The organism is Collinsella aerofaciens (genome assembly GCF_039836695.1).
GTDB lineage: Bacteria > Actinomycetota > Coriobacteriia > Coriobacteriales > Coriobacteriaceae > Collinsella > Collinsella aerofaciens_BD.
Genome location: NZ_JBDPAC010000015.1, coordinates 1 through 17,368 on the forward strand (window position 1 = coordinate 1; position 17,368 = coordinate 17,368).

Genomic DNA, 17,368 nt, shown 5'->3' on the forward strand with positions numbered 1-17,368 from the left:
CGTACACGCACCTGGCCCTGGGGTCCACGGAACGGACCCACTCCGCGACGGCGCCGGCGTCGTAGCCGAAGGTCGCGGCACGTACCTCCCCGGTCATGACGTCGAGGGAGACGGCCTTTATCGAGCGGGCGTGGACGTCGAGGCCGATGAAGGTGGTAGTATCGAGCATGGGAGCCCCTTCCATGAATGCGGCGTGGCCGCCACGGCTGAATTAGACACTCACCATTGTCGGCCTAATCCGCGGTCTTTCATGCAGCAGGGGCTCTCAATGTTTTTATGTCCTGCTCATATCGTCTCTGCCGGCAGCTGGGGACACTCCTTGCGGGGCGTCCCCATTTTGTTTTCGTCCCGCACGTTTTGTGTAACACGGCTAACTTTTAGGCAAAGTAGTAAGACATGGGCAACTTCTGCGGTAAAGTTAGTCGTTGAAAGTATCCAAAGGCTAACTAGCAATCATCGCGAAAGGCAGCCCATGGCCCTACGTGAATCCGGAGAAGACTATCTCGAATCGATCTACGTTCTGTCGGAACGTCAGGGCATCGTGCGCTCGATCGACGTTGCGGAGTACCTCGGCGTAACCAAGGCGAGCGTTTCCAAGGCCATGGCGACGCTGGAAAGCAACGGCTATGTCGAAATGGGCAAACGAGATGTTCATCTGACAGAGCGCGGTCTGGAGGTCGCGCGCCAAATGTGGGAGCGCCACTGCTTTTTCGTGGGGCTTTTGGAGGATGCAGGCGTATCGGCCGAGGTGGCGTCGCAAGAGGGCTGCCACATGGAGCACTGCCTGAGCGAGGAAAGCTTTGAGAAGCTAAGATCGATGCTGGGGCGGGACGGTGCTTCGGCGCCAACAATGACCGACTAGCACTCCCGCAGCGGCGCACCTCCCGCGCCGGAACGGTGCGGGACAGCGACCGAGACGAGTGGTCCCACCAACTAAGTCCAACTCAGACAAGGAACCCCACCAGCAAGCGATGCCTAAGAACCGTCAGCTGTGTCAACGCGGGTCGGGGCCGGGCTTGGTTTTGAAAACACTCCGCAGCGCGAGGCCCGCCTTTCCGTTGCTCCGCAGGAGCAGGAAAGACGGGCCTCATGCGCGAGGACGTTTTCAAAACCAAGCCCGGCCCCGACCGGACAGCCCACGAACGCTACAGGTTCTTGACACCCATCGCGCGCATGGCGTTCAGGATGGCGATGATCGCCACGCCTACGTCGCCGAACACGGCAAGCCACATGTTGGCGATGCCCAGTGCCGCAAGCACCAGAATCAGCAACTTAATGCCCAGCGCAAAGATGATGTTCTGCCAAACAATCGACATGGTCTTGCGCGCCACGCGGATCGCGCGGGAGATGTTGGACGGCTTGTCATCCATGAGCACGACGTCCGCCGCCTCAATTGCGGCGTCCGAGCCCATAGCGCCCATGGCGATGCCCACATCGGCGCGCGTGAGTACGGGTGCGTCGTTGATACCGTCGCCGACAAAGGCGAGCTTGCCCTTGCCGCTTTCGGCTGCGAGCAACGCCTCAACACGCTCGACCTTATCGCCCGGCAGCAGCTGCGCGTGGAACTCGTCGAGACTGAGTTGCTTGGCCACAGACGCCGCAACCTCCTCGCGGTCGCCCGTGAGCATGACGGTGCGCTTGACGCCGGCGGCGTGCAGGTCGCGAATCGTTTGCTCGGCATCGGCCTTGACGGTGTCGGCAATTACAATGTGGCCGGCATAGATGCCATCGACCAGCACGTGGAGGATCGTACCGACGACCTCGCAATTGGGCGCTTCGACGCCGGTCGCTGCGAGCATCTTGGCGTTGCCGACGACGACGTGCCTGCCGTCGATGTTCGCCGTCACGCCATGGCCCGCGTCGTTGGTGGAGTCGCTTACGCGCTTGGGGTCGAGTTCGCCCTGGAAGGCGGCGCGCACCGACTGCGCGATGGGATGGTCGGAGAATGACTCGGCGAGGGCTGCGACTTCAAGCAGCGATTGCTCGGTATAGCCTGCCTCGGGGTGCACCGCAACCACCGAGAACGTGCCGTTGGTGAGGGTGCCCGTTTTGTCGAAGACGACGGTGTCCACGTAGGCGAGCGTTTCGAGGTAGTTAGAACCCTTGATGAGAACGCCCAGCTTGGATGCGCCGCCGATGCCGCCAAAGAAGCTGAGCGGCACGCTGATCACGAGCGCGCACGGGCAGCTGACGACCAGGAAGGTCAGGCCGCGCAGGATCCAGTCGGACCAGGCGCCGGTGACCAAGCCGCCGCCGAGCGCGAGTACCGCGGCAGCGCCGGTGACGGCGGGCGTGTAGACGCGGGCGAAGCGCGTGATGAAGTTCTCGGTGCGCGCCTTCTTTTCGCTGGCGTTTTCTACGAGCTCCAGGACGCGCGCGACGGTGGACTCGCCAAATGGCTTGGTGGTGCGCACGTGGATGAGACCCGTCATGTTGATGCAGCCGCTGATGATATCGTCTCCGGTTTTGGCCGGGCGGGGGACTGATTCGCCCGTGAGCGCGGCGGTATCGAGCTGTGTCTCGCCTTCGACGATGACGCCGTCGATAGGCACGCGCTCGCCGGGCTTGACGACGATGACGGTGCCCACGGCGATGTCATCGGGGAAGACCTGCTCGAGTGTGCCGTCGGGTTGCTCGACGTTGGCGTAGTCGGGCGCGATGTCCATCATGGCGCTGATCGACTTGCGGCTCTTGCCCACGGCGTATGCCTGGAACAGCTCGCCGACCTGGTAGAACAGCATGACGGCGGCGCCTTCGGCCATGTGCGGGTCGGTGTCGGGGAAGAGCACCATGGCAAACGCGCCGATGGTCGCGACGGCCATGAGGAAGCTCTCGTCGAACGCCTTGCCGCGGCGGATGTTGTTGTATGCCTTTTGGAGCACGTCGTAGCCGGCAATCAAAAAAGGCACGAGGAACAGTGCGAAGCTGGCGTAGATGTCGCCCGGGGTGCCGAATGCGGCAGTGAGGGTGCCGAGCTCATCGAGGGCGTACACCACGGCAAAAATGCCCAGCGCTACCAGGATGCGGTTGCGCTTATGCTCGAGTGGCTCTTTTTTCTTGCGCTTCTTCTTTTTCTTCTTGGGGTCGGCGGTGGCCATGACTCGTATCCTCCCATTTGAATGTATGAACACTCGCTCATATAATTTCGCGAGCAAAGGGCGCGGCAAGCGCGGCCTTGCGGGTTGGCGTAAACCTGGGCTAGAGAATTATCTCGCAGTCCGGCTCGGCGTCGGCCGTAAGCTCTACAACGCGGTTGAGCACCTCGTCGAACTCGGCGTCATCGGCCTCGAGCGTCAACTTCTGGGTCATAAAGTTGACGGACACGGATTTGACGCCCTCGAGCTTGGCCAGCTCGTCCTGAAGCTCGCGCGCACAGTTGGCGCAGTCGATCTCGTCGAGTTTAAACTGCTTTTTCATGGTGGGTTCCTTTCTCTGTATTTGCGGCTTGGGTGCAGGCCGCGCTGGTACCGTGGTTGGTCGCTATTCGCAGATGTGGCTCATGCCCTGGTTGAGCATGGTGTAGACGTGGTCGTCGGCGAGCGAGTAGAGGATATTGCGCCCGTCGCGCCGGAATTTAACCAGGTGCGACTGCTTGAGTGTGCGCAGCTGGTGCGACACCGCGGACTGCGAGGTTTCGGTCGCTTCGGCGATGTCTGCCACGCAGAGCTCGCGGCCCATGAGGGCATAGAGGATCTTGATGCGCGTGGTGTCGCTGAAGACCTTGAACAGGTCGGCGAGGTCGTAGAGAAGCTCCTCGTCGGGAAGGTCCTCGGGCGAGCAGGTGGTCGGGATCGCGGGTTCGGTGGCCTCGATGTCGAGTTTCGTTTCATCAACGCGGACGCTCATTGCAATATCCTTTCATATGAACATGCGCTCATATAATTTACTTTCGATTATATGAGCGCATGTTCATATGTCAATGACGTTCAGGTAATTCGTTGTACAAAATGATGGGGAATAGTGGACGAGATCCCGGACTGAGCGTTTTTTGATAGTCGATGCCAAGGTGGGCACCCTCGTGCCGTGCAAAAAATGGAGTATTCTGCAATTATAGGGGGTCCGCTAATTTATTGCAGGTCATATAATGCAGTTCAAGAGTTATCTTAGGGTGTTAATCCGATGAGTTCTTCCTCAAATGTTGCCTAACGCTCTCACGCAAGAGCGTTTCGCTTCACATTTGGATCCACTCGAGGGTGATAGACACCCGACCCTGCTGAATACTCGCAATTTTGCACGTCGCTAGGGTACCCACCTTGTTAGCCGGCCTAGTCTCCGGCCCCGAAGACCCTGCCCTCGGGCGCGAGGCTGCTTGTTTGGGCAAATGATGGGCTGTCGGATTCGACAGTCTGCATGTCATCGATTGCCGGAACTTCATTAATTGTCGGGTCATCCAGCGTGATGCCTTCGAGCGTTGCTTTTTCAAGGTCGATTCGTTGACGCTCTTCGGAATCCTGGCGAAGCTGCTTCTGAATTCGCTTTTTCTCTTCTATAAACCTTCTGAGCACAAACTGTCTCAGGTCCTCTTGCATGATTTGAAAGTCTTTTGGCAGACGCGAGGGGCGTACGCCCTCTTTCCGCTGGATTGCTTCCATGACCCTAACAAAAGAGCTGGCATGCATAAAGGAATAACGGCTGACGGTGATGATTCCGTACCCCATGGACGCAAGTGCATTCTTGCGCTCCTCATCGATGGCGCGGTCTTCTTCCGCGTCATGATAAAAACCGTTGTATTCAATGTCTGTGCGAGATTTCTTTAGATACGCATCCATAAAGAACTTTTTGCGTCTCGTGAGATTCTTTGCGGCAGTGGTGACCTGCACCTCGTAATCGGTCTCAATTCCCTTAATACCAAGCCCTCCTTCGCTTTTGGGCAGCGTTAGCATCATGACAAATGCCGTTTCCATGGGAGACCGGCATCCGTCGCGCACACATTGGATCGCCTTTCGGGCAAGGGCCAGACCGTCGCATCTGGTAATGGAATTAAAGAACTGCTTTAACCTCTCGGTCGAGGTGAGCGCGAAACGCTCGGTATAGGAGGTGGAAGAGTCGGTTCCAAGGGAATAAGCGCCGCACAGTTCAAAGTAGTACTCCACTAGTTCGCGAAAAGAAAGATAGGTGGCGGCCTGAAGTGCGCAAAGCTCAACGCCAACAATGAAGATGCCATCTTTGAGCTCTATAAAGCGTGAGTTCGAGAATCGTTTTGAAGAAACGTGGCATTGACAGTTCATTGCATGGCGCGCATTCCTGCGATCAAACACCATCACCTCGAGGGAATCATTCGCGTCGAGGGAAACATCATGTTTGGTGAGCCATTCTGCGGCTGCGTCAAGGAGCGTTCCGGTGGGACATGATCCGTAAATCGCGGCAGGGTTACAGGACTCGATGCCTTTCGCAGACACCGAATGCGCGGCCTGGTAGACCGCTTTTGCAGTGGTATGTGACAATACGATACTCATGGTATATATCGTGTCAGCTAATGCCGTGTTGATGGCGCTGAGTGAAAAAGTCGTTTTAGAGGTCTAACCAAATGCTGTCCAAAAGCTTGACGCAATTATGGGTTGGTATGCCCTAAATAAAAGTTTTCGCAGCTTGGCTATAGCATAGAAATACTCAATTGCTGCACATTTGATATCGATGCATCGCCATCCGACAACGAATTACGTGTCGGGAATTGGCCGAAATCGTTCAAAATGAGGGTTCAGAATTTGTGATGGCAGATCTATCTGTGGAACGTAGGGCGGCCCCGCTGCGGGGTTTTCCGCTGCGAGGCCGCTCGTGATCTACCCCCGGGGTTTGTCGTAGACGTTTCTACTTGGCAAACAGGTTCTTGAGGTTGAACTCGGCTTGGACGGTGCGGAGCATGAGGTCGGTGTCGTCGAGGCCCAGATGCTGCTCGTTGGCGTCGGCGGCGAGGGTTCCACGGCGGCGCGCCCAGTTCTCGAGCGCGGCGGGGGCGGATTCGCGGGGGAGCGAGCGGACGTCGGCATCCAGGCTGCGGCAGATCTGGCGCGAGTCGATGACGATGATCTTGCCGGCGCGGCGTGCCTCGGCGTAACCGTCCAGGTGGATCTTGAACCAACTGTCCTCAAAGGCGGCGTTGTGCGCCATGTACGGGTACTTCTTCATAAGCTTGAGCAGCTGCTTCTGCAGTTCCTTGTTCTCACGGAACGGCTTTTTGCCGTCGATGTCGTCCCAGGTGATGTGGTGGATATTCGACAACGGCACATCCTCGCCGCGGTAGATGTCGGGCAGACCGCAGTAGTGCGCCTCGGCGTCGTGCGGGACGGCGTCGCTGGTGAGCTCCATGATTTCCCAACCCACATTGATGATATAACCGCGCTCGGGTGCACGGCCGGTGGTCTCGATGTCGATACCGAGCACGGTGCCCTGGATGGGCTTGCGGGCGTAGGCCACGCCGAGCGCGTCGCGGTCGCCGCGGATTTCGCGCATAACGGACGCGGCGGTGCGCTTTTGCATCTTGCCGATGGCGGCGCAGGTGTCGGCATCGGACAGGCCGCGCGAAAGCGTCGCGGGCGTCACGTTGCGCAGGCGTGCCTCGCCAATCTGGTCGCACAGGTCGCGGTTGCGGTCGGCCAGGTCGCGCACGGTGGCAAAGTCGAAGCCGGGGTCGTCCTCGGCGGTAAAGTACTCGGTCTCAAGCACTTTGAGGGCCTCTTCGCCCTTCTGGCGCTCGGACTCCATGGCGCCGTGATCGCCATAGATAAACATGGGAATAAACGGCTGGCGCTCGTATTCGAGTGCTTGTGAAACGTTCATATAACTGCTCCTTGGATGGGCCGCGTCGTGCGGCTCAGGGTCATTAAGATGTGGCGAGATGATAGTTTACCATGGGCAACTATTGGCATCGCGCCTAGGACAACTACAATACCCTAGTTGACCGCTAGGACTTTTACAATGCTGCCGAAAGACACGAAAGGTTCCATCCGTCATGGATTTGCTGATTGATATTCTGCTCGACGCCGGCAAGGACACGCTCTCGCTGGTACCGTTCTTATTGGTGACATATCTGGCCCTCGAGACCCTGGAGCACGTCGCGGGCGACAGCGTTAACGGCGCCATCAAGCGCGCCGGTGCCGCGGGCCCCGTGGTTGGCTCGTTGCTGGGCATGGTGCCGCAGTGCGGCTTTTCGGCAATGGCGGCCACGCTGTACGCCGGTCGTGTCGTGACCTTGGGCACGTTGGTGGCGGTGTTCCTTTCGACCTCCGATGAGATGCTGCCGCTGTTGCTCGCCGAGCAGGTGCCCGTGCAGACCATGGCGATGCTTTTGGCTTCGAAGGCACTGATCGCGCTGGTCACGGGCTTTATCGTGGACGCCGCCATTCGCGGCCTGCGTCGTAACGCTCGCGCGCATGCGGCGATTCGCCGTACCGTGCTGGGGACCGCTGCTAATTCGGCTCATGTGAACTGCGCGCACGACGACCACAGCGGCGGTGACATCATCGACGAGGTGGCCGAGGCGGGCGTGAGCGCCGACCACATCCACGAGCTGTGCGAGCGCGACCATTGCGGTTGCGATGAAGACGAGGACGAGCACGACCACGGACATGGCCACGATCACGGTCATGAGGGCGAACATGAACACCATGATGGTCACGGTCACTCCCATTCCCACGAGGGCGCGCCCGTCCTGTCGATCATCCGCAGCGCGATCTCGCACACCGTGCAGGTCTCGGTATTCATTTTTCTGGTGACGCTGATTCTGGTCGCCGTGCTCGAGACCTTCGGCGAGTCCGCAATTGAGCAGTTCCTGCGCGGCAACGAGACGCTTGCGGTCCTGGGCTCGGCACTCGTCGGCCTGATCCCCAACTGCTCGGCTAGTGTCGTTATCACGCAGCTGTACCTGGAGGGCGCGCTACAGCTGGCGCCGATGCTCGCCGGCACGCTCATTTCCGCCGGCGTGGGCTACCTGGTGCTGTTCCGCACCAACCGCAGCGCCCGCGAAAACGTCCTGTTCCTGATCATGATGTACGTCATCGGTGCGGGCTGGGGTCTTATCCTTTCTGCCTTTGGCCTCTAAGTAGATGCTTGGGGCATGCCGTAAAAACTGGGGCATGCCGTAAAATCTACCGCCATGACCTGGGCGTTGGATGCGTGTCAATCGCCAAAGCAAAAAAGCAGATTTCCGGACATGTCCCAAAAATCTACCTTGGTTAGCGCAGCAGCTCGGTGAGGTTGCGCTTAAAGCGAGCGCGGTCTTCGCTGGTAAATGCCGCCGGTCCGCGAGTGCGTCCGCCGGCGCGGCGCACCTTCTTTTCCTCGTGGCGAATAAACAGTTGCATGTCGATGGTCGCCTTGTCGTAGACGCGCCCGCGCACACCGATTGCGGCGGCATCGCGGCCGAGCACCATGCTCGCCAAGCCAATGTCCTGCGTCACGACTACGTCGCCCGCCTGCAGGCGTTCGACAATGGCAAAGTCGGCGCTGTCGGCGCCCACGCTCACATCGAGCGTCGTGACCCAAAAGCCGCGTCGCGCGTGCTCGGCATCGCGCGGGTCGTCGCGGCGAATGTGCCGTTCCAAGTTTTGCGTGCTGTTGCCGGCGATAACAACGGCGACGCCCGCCCGCCGCGCGCAGTCAATCGACTCGCGCGTGACCGGGCAGGCGTCGGCATCAATAAAGAGCGTTCGCGGCATCTAGTGCACCAGTTTGCCAAATTGAATAGCGCGAACAATCAGCGTTACGCCAAACACCAGCAGCGCGGCGCCGCTAAAGATGACGAGCATTTTGGCCGACCACAGCGGATAAATAAACACGAACATGCCGGCGATGATGGAGAGTGCGCCGCTCAGGATGGCGAGGGCACGGTTGGACGAAAGCTCGGACTCCAGAATGGACATGACACCTTCGACAATCCAGCCAAAGCCGGCCACGATAACCACCATCGTGGTGAGCGTCGCGGTCGAGAAGGCCTGGTTGCGCAGGATTATGACGCCGCCCAGAATAATGAGTAGGTTGGAGATGATGCTCGTCACGCGCCAGCCGGTGGGCAGCAGCGGCTCAAAAATGGCAGTGAACAGCCTGATGGCAGCAGTGATTACAAAGTAAAAACCCAGGACGGTCGTCAAAAAGACGAGGGACTTGGCGGGTGCAAAAAGCAGCGCGATACCAGCAATGAGTGCTAAGACGCCCGTGATGGCGTAGATCCAGCGTACGGCCTTGACGGCTTTGCCCGCCATGCTTTTCTCGTCAAATCCAAACTGGCTCGATTTTTGGTCATCGTTCTTAAAGATGCCCATAATGTCTCCTTTCCGTGCGGCGTAAGCCTTGATCGTTACAACCAGTATCGCTTAAAGGCGCTGGCGTATGGGTCGGGGAGGGCGAAACGTAACCCAAAGGTCCCGAATTGTTTCCGTTGTTCCCCACGTCGCGATTTTCTATTCAACAGGTGTAGAACATTGCAGCCCTGTTCGTTATTGCCTACGTTTTAGGTTAGATTTTCCTAAGGACAATTGGCTTGTATTGGGGGTCCCTATGAACGAAGCAGTTCCCGCGGCGCCGGTAAGCGCTGAGTCGATGGCAAAGCAAGGTTGCGAAAAGCTCGGCTTGGACGCGTTTGATGCGTTGGTTCGCCGCGCCCGCACGTGCCGTCGCTTTGACGAGTCCATGCGCGTGCCGCGTGAGCTTTTGCTTGAGCTGGCGGAGCTGGCGCACCTGACTCCCTGTGGTGCCAATGCTCAGCGTCTTCGTTTTCATGTGGTGAGCGGTGCCGAGGATTGCGCGCGCGTATTTGATGAGCTCGCGTGGGCCGGTGCGCTTAAGGATTGGCCGGGTCCTGCCGAGGGTGAGCGCCCGACCGGCTACATCGCGATTTTGGCTGAGCGCGCCGTTCCGGGCAAGCCAGCCGCTCCCATTACCGAGGTCGACACGGGCATTGCCGCGCAGACGATGATGCTCGCCGCCCGCAGCGCCACGCCCGAGGTGGCTGCCTGCATGTTCAAGGCCTTTACGCCCCACGCGATCGATGCCATGGGGCTCGATAGCGACAAGTATGAGCTCAAGCTGATCATGGCGTTTGGCGTTCCGGCCGAGACGCAGGTGATCGATGCGATCGATTCCAACCCCGACGGCTCAATTAATTACTGGCGCGACGAGGCGCAGGTGCACCACGTACCCAAGCGCCCGCTTGCCGACGTACTGGTGTAGCTGAGCGTCACCGCGGTGTGATCCGGCGGTAAACCACCACAAAGGTACCTGTCCCCTTTGCGGTGGTGCGAGGGGAGGACGTGTGGCAGATTTGTATTTGGTGCGGCATGGGCAGACTGAGCTCAATGTGCAGAACATTTTGCAGGGTGGGCACGATTCGCCGCTTACGGCGCGCGGGCGCGAGCAGGCGCTGGCGACGCGCGCGGCGTTTGAGGCGCGTGGCGTGACCTTTGACCGTGTGTATTCCTCCCCGTTGGGCCGGGCGCGGCGTACGGCTGAGCTAATTGCTGGTGAGGGCCGCTCGATAGAGCTGGTCGATGACCTGCGCGAGTGGCATTTGGGCTCGCTGGAGGGTACATCAAATCGCGAGATGCCGCCGCAGCCCTGGGGTGATTATCCGGTGGCCTTTGGTGGCGAGTCTGAAGGCGAGCTCCAGTCGCGCATGGTCGCGGCGCTGTCCCACATCATGGCCAGGCCGCAGCACGACTGTGTGCTGGCAGTCTCCCACGGCTCTTCCTGCCAGGAGTTTCTTGAGTATGTGACTGGCAGGGGAGAGCTACCCGACAACGGTGCCGTGCTTCATTTTGGCTATTGCGACGGTGCGTTTTCGCTCCTTGATTGGTAACGAACGAAAGGACCCCTATGAATAAAGACCTGTATCTGGTTCGTCATGGGCAGACAATATTCAACCTTAAGCGCATTATTCAGGGTTGGAGTGACTCGCCGCTCACGCAGCTGGGATGCGACCAGGCGGCGCGTGCCGGCATGTTCTTGCGTGCGCGCGGCATTGAACCCGATCATGCCTACACCTCCACACTTCATCGCACCGAGCAGACTATCGCCAACCTGTGGCCGGGCTTGGCGTACGAGCGCCTGGACGGTCTGCGTGAGTGGTTCTTTGGCGACTTTGAGGCCGAGCGCGTGATGCTTATGCCCGAGCGCCCGTGGCGAGATTTCTATCGTCAGTTTGGCGGCGAGGGCCAGATGCAGGTGCGCGAGCGCATGGCGGCGACGATAACCGATCTTATGCGACGTCCGGACCACGAGTGCGTGCTCGCGGTGAGCCACGGCTCGGCTATCAAGGAGTTTTTGGACCACGTGCGGGGCGCGGCGGCCGACGAGCGCGAACGCGTGCCGGGCAACTGCTCAGTGCTGCATTTTGCGTTTGACGATGCGGCCGATACGTTTGAACTGGTCGAAGTCTTTACGCAGGAAGACTACGCGCGCGAGCTGGGGCTTGAACCGCTCGTGGCTACTGCGGGTCCGCAGCGCGGATAACGCGAGCGCGGCGGCACGGGTCGTCGGCATAACTTCTCGACGCAAAAGGGGCGGAGATGCATGTACCTGCTGCATCTCCGCCCCCTGTTTGTTGGGCTGCCGATTTTTGTGCTGGACGGTCTGGTCTTGCTAGAACCGCGCGACCTGGTGCGTGAGCAGACCCGTCGGAACCTGCGCCGCGCCGCCGCTGACCTGCGCGGCGGGGAAGAGCGCAGCTACGGCAAAGTTGAACGGCTCTTTGCCCGTGTAGGTGCCGGCGGCACGTGCATCGTCGGCCAGGAGCTGTGATGCCTCGACTAGTGCGACAGCGTAGGCAGGGTCGTCGGCCAGTGCCGGCTCCGGCGCCTGGTCGAGCATGGCGCGGATGGCCCCGACGGCGTCCTCGCGCTTGACCTCCCACACGCGGTGCGTAATGCCGGCGGGGTCGGTGACGGCATAGAGTGAAGCGCCCTCTTTTGCGGCGCCGAGGATGATATCCATGACGGGAGAGGCTTCGTAGACAAGCGTTACGGGACGGGGCTGTACCTTGAGGTCGGCGATTGCGCGCGCAGCGGCGGTCGTATCGGCGGCAACCGCGTCGCCGCCCGCCAGCGCACCAACCGGGCAGATCGCCACAACGCCCGTCACGCGCCCCGGCTCCCCTGAGCATTCGTACACGTAATACGCTGCGCCCGGGTCCTTGAGCATCAGGCCATCGGCAAGGGCTCCGCGCAGAGCATCGTTGCCGCTCAGGATGCTGCCCATTGCAGGCAGCGCCTCGAGCACGCGGTCCTGAGCTGGGCGGATGCAGGGAAACGGAAGTGCTTTCATGGGCGGTCCTAACGCACGAGTCGGTTTGTTCGCGGCTTATTATGCCCCAACTTGGCTATCCGCGCCCCAGAGCATGTTGTCGGCGAGCGCGATGAGCACGCTCTGGCAGCGAACGATGTCGGCGTGGGGCACATATTCGTTGGGCTTGTGGGCGAGCGCGAGCGAGCCTGGGCCATAGCTCATGCAGTTACGGTTACCCGTCTTGCCGGCAATGACGGCAGTGTCGGTGTAGCCGGTAAAGAAGCCGACGGTCGTGTCCGCGTCCGTCACGTCATCGGCGGCACGCTTGAGCGCTGCTAGAAGGGGAGAGTTCGGGTCGCGCTCGATGGCGGGGCGGTCGCCCGTCACGGTGTAGCTGCCATGGCAACCGGGAACGGCGGCTTCGGCGACGGCGATGGCCTGCTCTACCATGCGCGTCGCGGCGGCCGTATCGGTCGGCGGGGTCAGACGCATATCGACCCAGACCTTGGCGTGGTCGGGCACGACATAGGGACGATAGCCACCCTCGATCTGTCCAAACGTGATGGTCGATGGCCCCAGCTCATCATGCACGGGCAGTGCCGCGAACGCACGGCGAAGCGAGCACACGGCCTCGGCCATGGCGGCGACGGCATCCGCGCCCTTCCAGGGCTGGCTCGCATGCGCCGTCACGCCAGCCATTTCAATCTCGAACCACGTACGCCCCTTGTGCGCCACCTGGATCTGTCCGTCGGTGGGCTCGGTGTCCAGCACCCATTCGCGCGAGCCGACCCAGCCAGCATCGATCGCGGCCTCTGAGCCGCGCATAAAATCTTCCTCGTCGACCGAGCAGATGAGCGAAAAGCCGCGGCGGGGCAGCGCGCCATCCGCCGCCACGCGCTCGAGCGTGTGAACAAGCGCGGCAATGGCGCAGGCCAGTCCGCCCTTCATGTCGCAGGCGCCACGGCCGTAGAGTTTATCGTCACGCACGATTGCTCCGAGCGGCGTAATGTCCGCGTCCCAGCCGTCGCCCAAGGTGACGGTATCTATGTGGCAGATATAGACCAGCCGTGGCTCGTCGCTCAAACCGGGCACGGTGACCATAAGGTTGCGACGCCCGGGGAGTACTTCGAGCTCTGCAATCTGCACGGCATCGAGTACCGGATGGCTCAGCTGCGCTAACCGTTCCTCAACCAACGCTTTGATATAGCGTTCAATCTCGCCCTCATACGCACCTGGGTCGGAACTGTCGATCCGCACGAGTCCTTGCGTAAGCCGCCAAGCAAAATCTGTATCAACCATAGGCACCTCACAGATAGTTAGGTCAACATACAGATTGTATGCCAAGAAGCGGCTCGGTGCATTTAATGGAGTGCTCACAGAAACGGGGGCGCCTCTCATGCGAAAGGCGCCCCCGCGGGCATTCAATGTCAGTGACGAGCAGGCCACATGGGGAACTGCCCGTCAGATCAGCCGGCGCTATTTGATCACGCGCACGCGATACATCGACGGAATCTGCTTGAGCGCCTCGATGGTGCTGCTGTCCAGGTGCTCGTCGGTGTCGAACATGGTGTAGGCGTTCTCGCCGGCAGACTCGTTGGTCATACGCTGCACGTTGGCGTTGTCCTTGGCGAGAATGGCCGTGATCTGGCCGATCATGTTGGGCACGTTGGCGTGCAGGCAGGCGATGCGGCTTGCGGCGCGCGCCTTGCCCATGCTGCAGGCGGGATAGTTGACGCTGTGTGCGATGTTGCCGTTCTCCAGGTAATCCTTGAGCTCGCTGATGGCCATGTCTGCGCAGTTGGCCTCGGCCTCGCCAGTGCCGGCGCCCGAGTGCGTGGTGATAAACGTGTTGGGCATCTTGACGGTCTTGGGCGTGGCAAAGTCGCAGCTAAACCAGCTGAGCTTGCCCTCGCGCAGGGCAGCGTCGACGGCGTCTTCGTCAATGATGGTTTCGCGTGCGTAGTTGATGAGCACGGCGTCGGGTGCCAGCAGGTTAATCTGCTCGGTGCTGATCATGCCGATGGTGTCGGCCTTGCTGGGCACGTGTACGGTGAGGTAGTCGCAGCCGCGGCACAGGTCCTCGAGCGTGCCCACGCGCTGCACCTCGCGGCTCAGCACCCACGCGTGCTCGACGGAAATGAACGGGTCGTAGCCGTAAACGTCCATGCCCAGGTCGACGCAGGCGTTGGCGACCTTGGAGCCCACGTTGCCCAGGCCGATGACGCCGATGCGCTTGCCCTTGAGCTCGCGGCCCACAAAGGCCTTCTTGGCTTTCTCGGCATCGACCTGGATCTCGGGGTCGTCGGCGTTGTCGCGCACCCAGTTCATCGATTGCACCACGCCGCGGCTCGAAAGCACCAGCATGCCCAGGACGAGCTCCTTGACGGCGTTGCTGTTGGCGCCGGGGGAGTTAAAGACGACGACGCCCTTTTTGGCGTACTCCTCGACGGGGATGTTGTTGACGCCGGCGCCGCAGCGGGCGATGGCACGGATGCCCTCGGGCAGCTCGTATCCGTGCAGGTCGGTCGAGCGCATCAGGATCGCGTCGGCCTCCTCGGCGGTGCTTACAAACTCGTAGCCCTCGCCAAATTCGACTTTGCCATCCTTGGTGATGTCGTCGATGGTCTTAATCTTGCGCATGAAAAACTCCTTAGCAGGTTTGGTTTAAACAGGTGGTTTGAAGTGGCTGGTCGGCCCGCGCGTTGCGGGCTAGTTAGATCGCGGGCTCAAACTACGCTGCGTTTCGAAGTCCTTCATGTACGAGGCCAGTGCCTGCACGTCTTCCATGGTTACGGCGTTGTAGACGCTGGCGCGCATGCCGCCTACCAGACGATGGCCCTTGACGTTTTGAATCTGGTGCTCGGCCGCGCCTGCGACAAAGGCCGCGTCGAGTTCGGCGTCGCCGGTGCGGAAGGTGACATTGGCGATGGAGCGGCTGTCGGCCTGCGTGGTGCCATGGAACAGCTCGCTGTGCTCGAGCAGGTCGTAGAGCAGGTTGGCCTTGGCCCAGTTGCGCTCGGCCATGGCGGCGAGTCCGCTGGTCTCTTCGACCCAATGGAACACCTTGCCGCACACGTAGATGCCAAAGGTGTTGGGCGTGTTGAGCATGGAGCCCTTGGCGGCCTGGGTCTTAAGGTCCATGTACTGCGGCGTCTGCGCAAAGGCGGGGCCGTCGGCGATCAGGTCGTCGCGCACGATGATCACGGTCACGCCCGCAGCGCCGGCGTTTTTCTGCGCGCCGGCGTAAATGAGCCCGTAGCGCTCGACGTCGAGCGGCTGCGACAGAAAGCAGCTCGAGACATCGGCGACCAGCGGCACATCGCCGCAGCTGGGCAGCTTGTGGTACATGGTGCCAAAGATGGTGTTGTTCTGGCAGATGTAGACGTAGTCGAGCCCATCGCCCTCGGCCTCGGCGGCAATGCGCGCGTTGATATTGGCCATGGTGGGAATGCGGTCGAAATTGGTGTCCTCCGAGCTCGCGAGCAGCACGGCCTCGCCGTACTTGGCAGCCTCTTTGTACGCCTTGTTGGCAAAGTTGCCGGTCACGACGTAGCCGGCGCGGCCGCGGCGCATGAGGTTCATGGGGATACCCGCAAACTGCAGCGTGGCGCCGCCCTGCAAAAACAGGACGCGGTAGTTGTCGGGGATGCTCAGCAGGCGGCGCAGGGTTGCCTCGGCGTCGTCGATGATCTGCTGGTACATGCTAGATCGATGGCTCATCTCGAGCACGGACATGCCGCAACCGCGGTAGTCCATCATCTCGTCGGCGATCTCGGCGAGCACGCTTGTAGGCAGTGCGGCCGGGCCAGCTGAGAAGTTGTGCACACGTGCCATCTTCTAGTTCCCCCTCGTAGTCGTTTGAACGTTCGGGATACTTTAGCACAGTGGAGCGCCAGGCGCGACCGCATCACGGTAAAACTCGACTGCGCCGCTATGATTTACAGGATGGTTACATGGGGGAGGGGTGACCTTATCTGATGGCTCGCATCCGATCTGCCTCAGCTTTTGCGATCTGCCTCAGCTTTTGTTTGTTTCCAGGGGCGCACACGACCGTTGGTGAGGTCGTCGTAACCATGAGCGATGGTACGTTGAATGTGATCTTCGCGTTCCTGAATGGTAGTTAGTGCGCGCGTCTGATCAGAAATAGGCTTTACGACAGGCATACGAAACTCCTTACATAGAGGCATATGTATAACTCTATGTTGAATATAGCGGAGGGTGGCGTTGGGCGTGTGCGTGCCTGCATTCGTAAGCGCGGTTGTCTGGCAAGTGTGATTTGGGGCGACCTCGTTAAAGTTTCTAAGCTGCGAAAATGACCGTTAACCGGATTAAATTTTGTTGCTCAACATTTGACACTCTGGGCGTGGTAACTTTTTTACCAACAGGTATGATTATTGTCATGTGCGCCGCGCCTGCCCGCCGGGTTGCGGCGCACTTGTGACAGCCTTTGACACCCTTGGAGCGTGTACTGTGGATGTAACTACAAAAAGCGTTCGGGGGGGGGTGCTCACCCGCGAGCAATTCCTCCCGCATGAGATGCGCATCGTCGCTGCCCTTCGTATGCAGGGCGCAAGCGACGAGCAGGTCATTGTACGCGTAAAGAGCGAGAACCTCTTTCAATATCCCACGGAGCGCATGGTCGCCAACCGCGCAACCGTGTGCCTTCGCCGCCTTGACGCCATGGTGCCCACGGACGCCGTATGCGCCGCGCGCGGCATCGACCCCAAAACCGCCGTCGAGGCTGCGTCATCCCTAACCGGGCTCATGGCATCCGGCGCTCCCACGCAGGCGGACCAGGCCATCTTCTACAGCATGATCTGCCGCTACGATATCGTGCGCGAGCTCGTGCTCGTCGAGGTAGGGGAGCGCCTACAAAACTTCGATTATGCCTTTACGGCGGTTGACCTCAACGCCTTTATGACACGCTTTACCACGGAGTATCCGGACGCGGCCCGCTGGACTGAGGCCACGGTCAAGCGCATTAAGGGCTCGCTCCGCCAGACACTCCGCCATGCCGGCCTTATCGGCGAGGGCCAGGGCCCGGAGTCCGAGCGCCTGTCACCACTCTTCCTCGATTCCGATGTCGAGCGAGCCTTGGTTCAGCTGGGCGAGCAGTCGCTTATCGCGGCCCTTACCGGCAGGGCAGTGATGTAGC

General features: G+C 60.3%; 18 protein-coding genes. 6 read left to right on the plus strand and 12 right to left on the minus strand.

Annotation, left to right across the window (positions count from 1 at the left end; all coding sequences use genetic code 11):
* The first annotated feature begins 472 nt into the window (after positions 1 to 472).
* Entirely contained in the window at positions 473 to 862 is a 390-nt protein-coding gene (locus tag ABG996_RS07545) for a metal-dependent transcriptional regulator (protein ID WP_099431920.1), read from the plus strand.
* A gap of 283 nt (positions 863 to 1,145) precedes the next feature.
* Here the strand turns inward: ABG996_RS07545 and ABG996_RS07550 are convergent, their stop codons facing one another.
* The 5 genes from ABG996_RS07550 to ABG996_RS07570 all read right to left on the minus strand — a co-directional run bounded on the left by ABG996_RS07550 (position 1,146) and on the right by ABG996_RS07570 (position 6,777).
* Complete coding sequence (locus tag ABG996_RS07550; RefSeq protein WP_347483978.1) at positions 1,146 to 3,098, minus strand: heavy metal translocating P-type ATPase; 1,953 nt, start codon at positions 3,096 to 3,098, stop codon at positions 1,146 to 1,148.
* Positions 3,099 to 3,198: 100 nt separating this feature from the next.
* Positions 3,199 to 3,417 carry a cation transporter gene (locus ABG996_RS07555; RefSeq protein ID WP_347479811.1) on the minus strand — a complete coding sequence of 73 codons (219 nt, stop codon included), beginning with the start codon at positions 3,415 to 3,417 and terminating at the stop codon, positions 3,199 to 3,201.
* A 63-nt stretch (positions 3,418 to 3,480) separates the two neighbouring features.
* Positions 3,481 to 3,846, minus strand: a complete 366-nt coding sequence (locus ABG996_RS07560; RefSeq protein WP_347479810.1) for an ArsR/SmtB family transcription factor — start codon at positions 3,844 to 3,846, stop codon at positions 3,481 to 3,483.
* Positions 3,847 to 4,265: 419 nt separating this feature from the next.
* The gene (locus ABG996_RS07565; protein WP_347479809.1) at positions 4,266 to 5,456 is read right to left on the minus strand and encodes a hypothetical protein; all 1,191 of its coding nucleotides are present in this window, start codon (positions 5,454 to 5,456) and stop codon (positions 4,266 to 4,268) included.
* 352 nt (positions 5,457 to 5,808) lie between these two features.
* Entirely contained in the window at positions 5,809 to 6,777 is a 969-nt protein-coding gene (locus tag ABG996_RS07570; RefSeq protein ID WP_195919958.1) for a 3'-5' exonuclease, read from the minus strand.
* A gap of 172 nt (positions 6,778 to 6,949) precedes the next feature.
* Here ABG996_RS07570 and ABG996_RS07575 point away from each other — a divergent pair, with 172 nt between their 5' ends.
* Positions 6,950 to 8,038 (plus strand): putative manganese transporter, encoded by a 1,089-nt coding sequence (locus ABG996_RS07575; protein WP_347479808.1) that lies wholly within the window; start codon positions 6,950 to 6,952, stop codon positions 8,036 to 8,038.
* Between the two features lie 133 nt (positions 8,039 to 8,171).
* Here the strand turns inward: ABG996_RS07575 and ABG996_RS07580 are convergent, their stop codons facing one another.
* Positions 8,172 to 8,654: a YaiI/YqxD family protein gene (locus tag ABG996_RS07580; protein ID WP_006235439.1), complete on the minus strand. Its 483-nt coding sequence runs from the start codon at positions 8,652 to 8,654 to the stop codon at positions 8,172 to 8,174.
* A complete protein-coding gene (locus ABG996_RS07585) occupies positions 8,655 to 9,257 on the minus strand; it encodes an HdeD family acid-resistance protein (protein ID WP_117797862.1) in 603 nt (200 codons plus the stop codon).
* Between the two features lie 235 nt (positions 9,258 to 9,492).
* On the opposite strand from ABG996_RS07585, the gene ABG996_RS07590 reads away from it, so the two are divergent.
* The 3 genes from ABG996_RS07590 to ABG996_RS07600 all read left to right on the plus strand — a co-directional run bounded on the left by ABG996_RS07590 (position 9,493) and on the right by ABG996_RS07600 (position 11,442).
* Entirely contained in the window at positions 9,493 to 10,164 is a 672-nt protein-coding gene (locus ABG996_RS07590; RefSeq protein ID WP_347479807.1) for a nitroreductase family protein, read from the plus strand.
* A gap of 82 nt (positions 10,165 to 10,246) precedes the next feature.
* Positions 10,247 to 10,789 (plus strand): histidine phosphatase family protein, encoded by a 543-nt coding sequence (locus ABG996_RS07595; protein ID WP_035137274.1) that lies wholly within the window; start codon positions 10,247 to 10,249, stop codon positions 10,787 to 10,789.
* Positions 10,790 to 10,806: 17 nt separating this feature from the next.
* A complete protein-coding gene (locus ABG996_RS07600) occupies positions 10,807 to 11,442 on the plus strand; it encodes a histidine phosphatase family protein (protein WP_138374914.1) in 636 nt (211 codons plus the stop codon).
* A 129-nt stretch (positions 11,443 to 11,571) separates the two neighbouring features.
* On the opposite strand, the gene ABG996_RS07605 is transcribed toward ABG996_RS07600, so the two are convergent.
* The 5 genes from ABG996_RS07605 to ABG996_RS07625 all read right to left on the minus strand — a co-directional run bounded on the left by ABG996_RS07605 (position 11,572) and on the right by ABG996_RS07625 (position 16,376).
* Positions 11,572 to 12,252: a DUF1015 family protein gene (locus ABG996_RS07605; protein ID WP_195235056.1), complete on the minus strand. Its 681-nt coding sequence runs from the start codon at positions 12,250 to 12,252 to the stop codon at positions 11,572 to 11,574.
* A 39-nt stretch (positions 12,253 to 12,291) separates the two neighbouring features.
* On the minus strand, positions 12,292 to 13,512 hold the full coding sequence (locus ABG996_RS07610; RefSeq protein WP_347487198.1) for a M20 family metallopeptidase: 1,221 nt from the start codon (positions 13,510 to 13,512) through the stop codon (positions 12,292 to 12,294).
* A 177-nt stretch (positions 13,513 to 13,689) separates the two neighbouring features.
* A complete protein-coding gene (locus ABG996_RS07615; protein WP_006235446.1) occupies positions 13,690 to 14,853 on the minus strand; it encodes a phosphoglycerate dehydrogenase in 1,164 nt (387 codons plus the stop codon).
* Positions 14,854 to 14,922: 69 nt separating this feature from the next.
* Complete coding sequence (serC, locus tag ABG996_RS07620) at positions 14,923 to 16,047, minus strand: 3-phosphoserine/phosphohydroxythreonine transaminase (RefSeq protein WP_347479827.1); 1,125 nt, start codon at positions 16,045 to 16,047, stop codon at positions 14,923 to 14,925.
* 164 nt (positions 16,048 to 16,211) lie between these two features.
* Entirely contained in the window at positions 16,212 to 16,376 is a 165-nt protein-coding gene (locus tag ABG996_RS07625) for a hypothetical protein (protein ID WP_347479828.1), read from the minus strand.
* A gap of 340 nt (positions 16,377 to 16,716) precedes the next feature.
* Between ABG996_RS07625 and ABG996_RS07630 the strand changes: the two genes are divergently transcribed.
* Positions 16,717 to 17,367, plus strand: a complete 651-nt coding sequence (locus tag ABG996_RS07630) for a DUF1819 family protein (RefSeq protein WP_347479829.1) — start codon at positions 16,717 to 16,719, stop codon at positions 17,365 to 17,367.
* The last annotated feature ends 1 nt before the right edge of the window (position 17,368 follow it).

Coding starts and splice junctions, on each gene's coding strand:
- ABG996_RS07545 (WP_099431920.1), top strand. CDS start 473: ATGGCCCTACGTGAATCCGGAGAAGACTATCTCGAATCGATCTACGTT.
- ABG996_RS07550 (WP_347483978.1), bottom strand. CDS start 3,098: ATGGCCACCGCCGACCCCAAGAAGAAAAAGAAGAAGCGCAAGAAAAAA.
- ABG996_RS07555 (WP_347479811.1), bottom strand. CDS start 3,417: ATGAAAAAGCAGTTTAAACTCGACGAGATCGACTGCGCCAACTGTGCG.
- ABG996_RS07560 (WP_347479810.1), bottom strand. CDS start 3,846: ATGAGCGTCCGCGTTGATGAAACGAAACTCGACATCGAGGCCACCGAA.
- ABG996_RS07565 (WP_347479809.1), bottom strand. CDS start 5,456: ATGAGTATCGTATTGTCACATACCACTGCAAAAGCGGTCTACCAGGCC.
- ABG996_RS07570 (WP_195919958.1), bottom strand. CDS start 6,777: ATGAACGTTTCACAAGCACTCGAATACGAGCGCCAGCCGTTTATTCCC.
- ABG996_RS07575 (WP_347479808.1), top strand. CDS start 6,950: ATGGATTTGCTGATTGATATTCTGCTCGACGCCGGCAAGGACACGCTC.
- ABG996_RS07580 (WP_006235439.1), bottom strand. CDS start 8,654: ATGCCGCGAACGCTCTTTATTGATGCCGACGCCTGCCCGGTCACGCGC.
- ABG996_RS07585 (WP_117797862.1), bottom strand. CDS start 9,257: ATGGGCATCTTTAAGAACGATGACCAAAAATCGAGCCAGTTTGGATTT.
- ABG996_RS07590 (WP_347479807.1), top strand. CDS start 9,493: ATGAACGAAGCAGTTCCCGCGGCGCCGGTAAGCGCTGAGTCGATGGCA.
- ABG996_RS07600 (WP_138374914.1), top strand. CDS start 10,807: ATGAATAAAGACCTGTATCTGGTTCGTCATGGGCAGACAATATTCAAC.
- ABG996_RS07605 (WP_195235056.1), bottom strand. CDS start 12,252: ATGAAAGCACTTCCGTTTCCCTGCATCCGCCCAGCTCAGGACCGCGTG.
- ABG996_RS07610 (WP_347487198.1), bottom strand. CDS start 13,512: ATGGTTGATACAGATTTTGCTTGGCGGCTTACGCAAGGACTCGTGCGG.
- ABG996_RS07615 (WP_006235446.1), bottom strand. CDS start 14,853: ATGCGCAAGATTAAGACCATCGACGACATCACCAAGGATGGCAAAGTC.
- serC (WP_347479827.1), bottom strand. CDS start 16,047: ATGGCACGTGTGCACAACTTCTCAGCTGGCCCGGCCGCACTGCCTACA.
- ABG996_RS07625 (WP_347479828.1), bottom strand. CDS start 16,376: ATGCCTGTCGTAAAGCCTATTTCTGATCAGACGCGCGCACTAACTACC.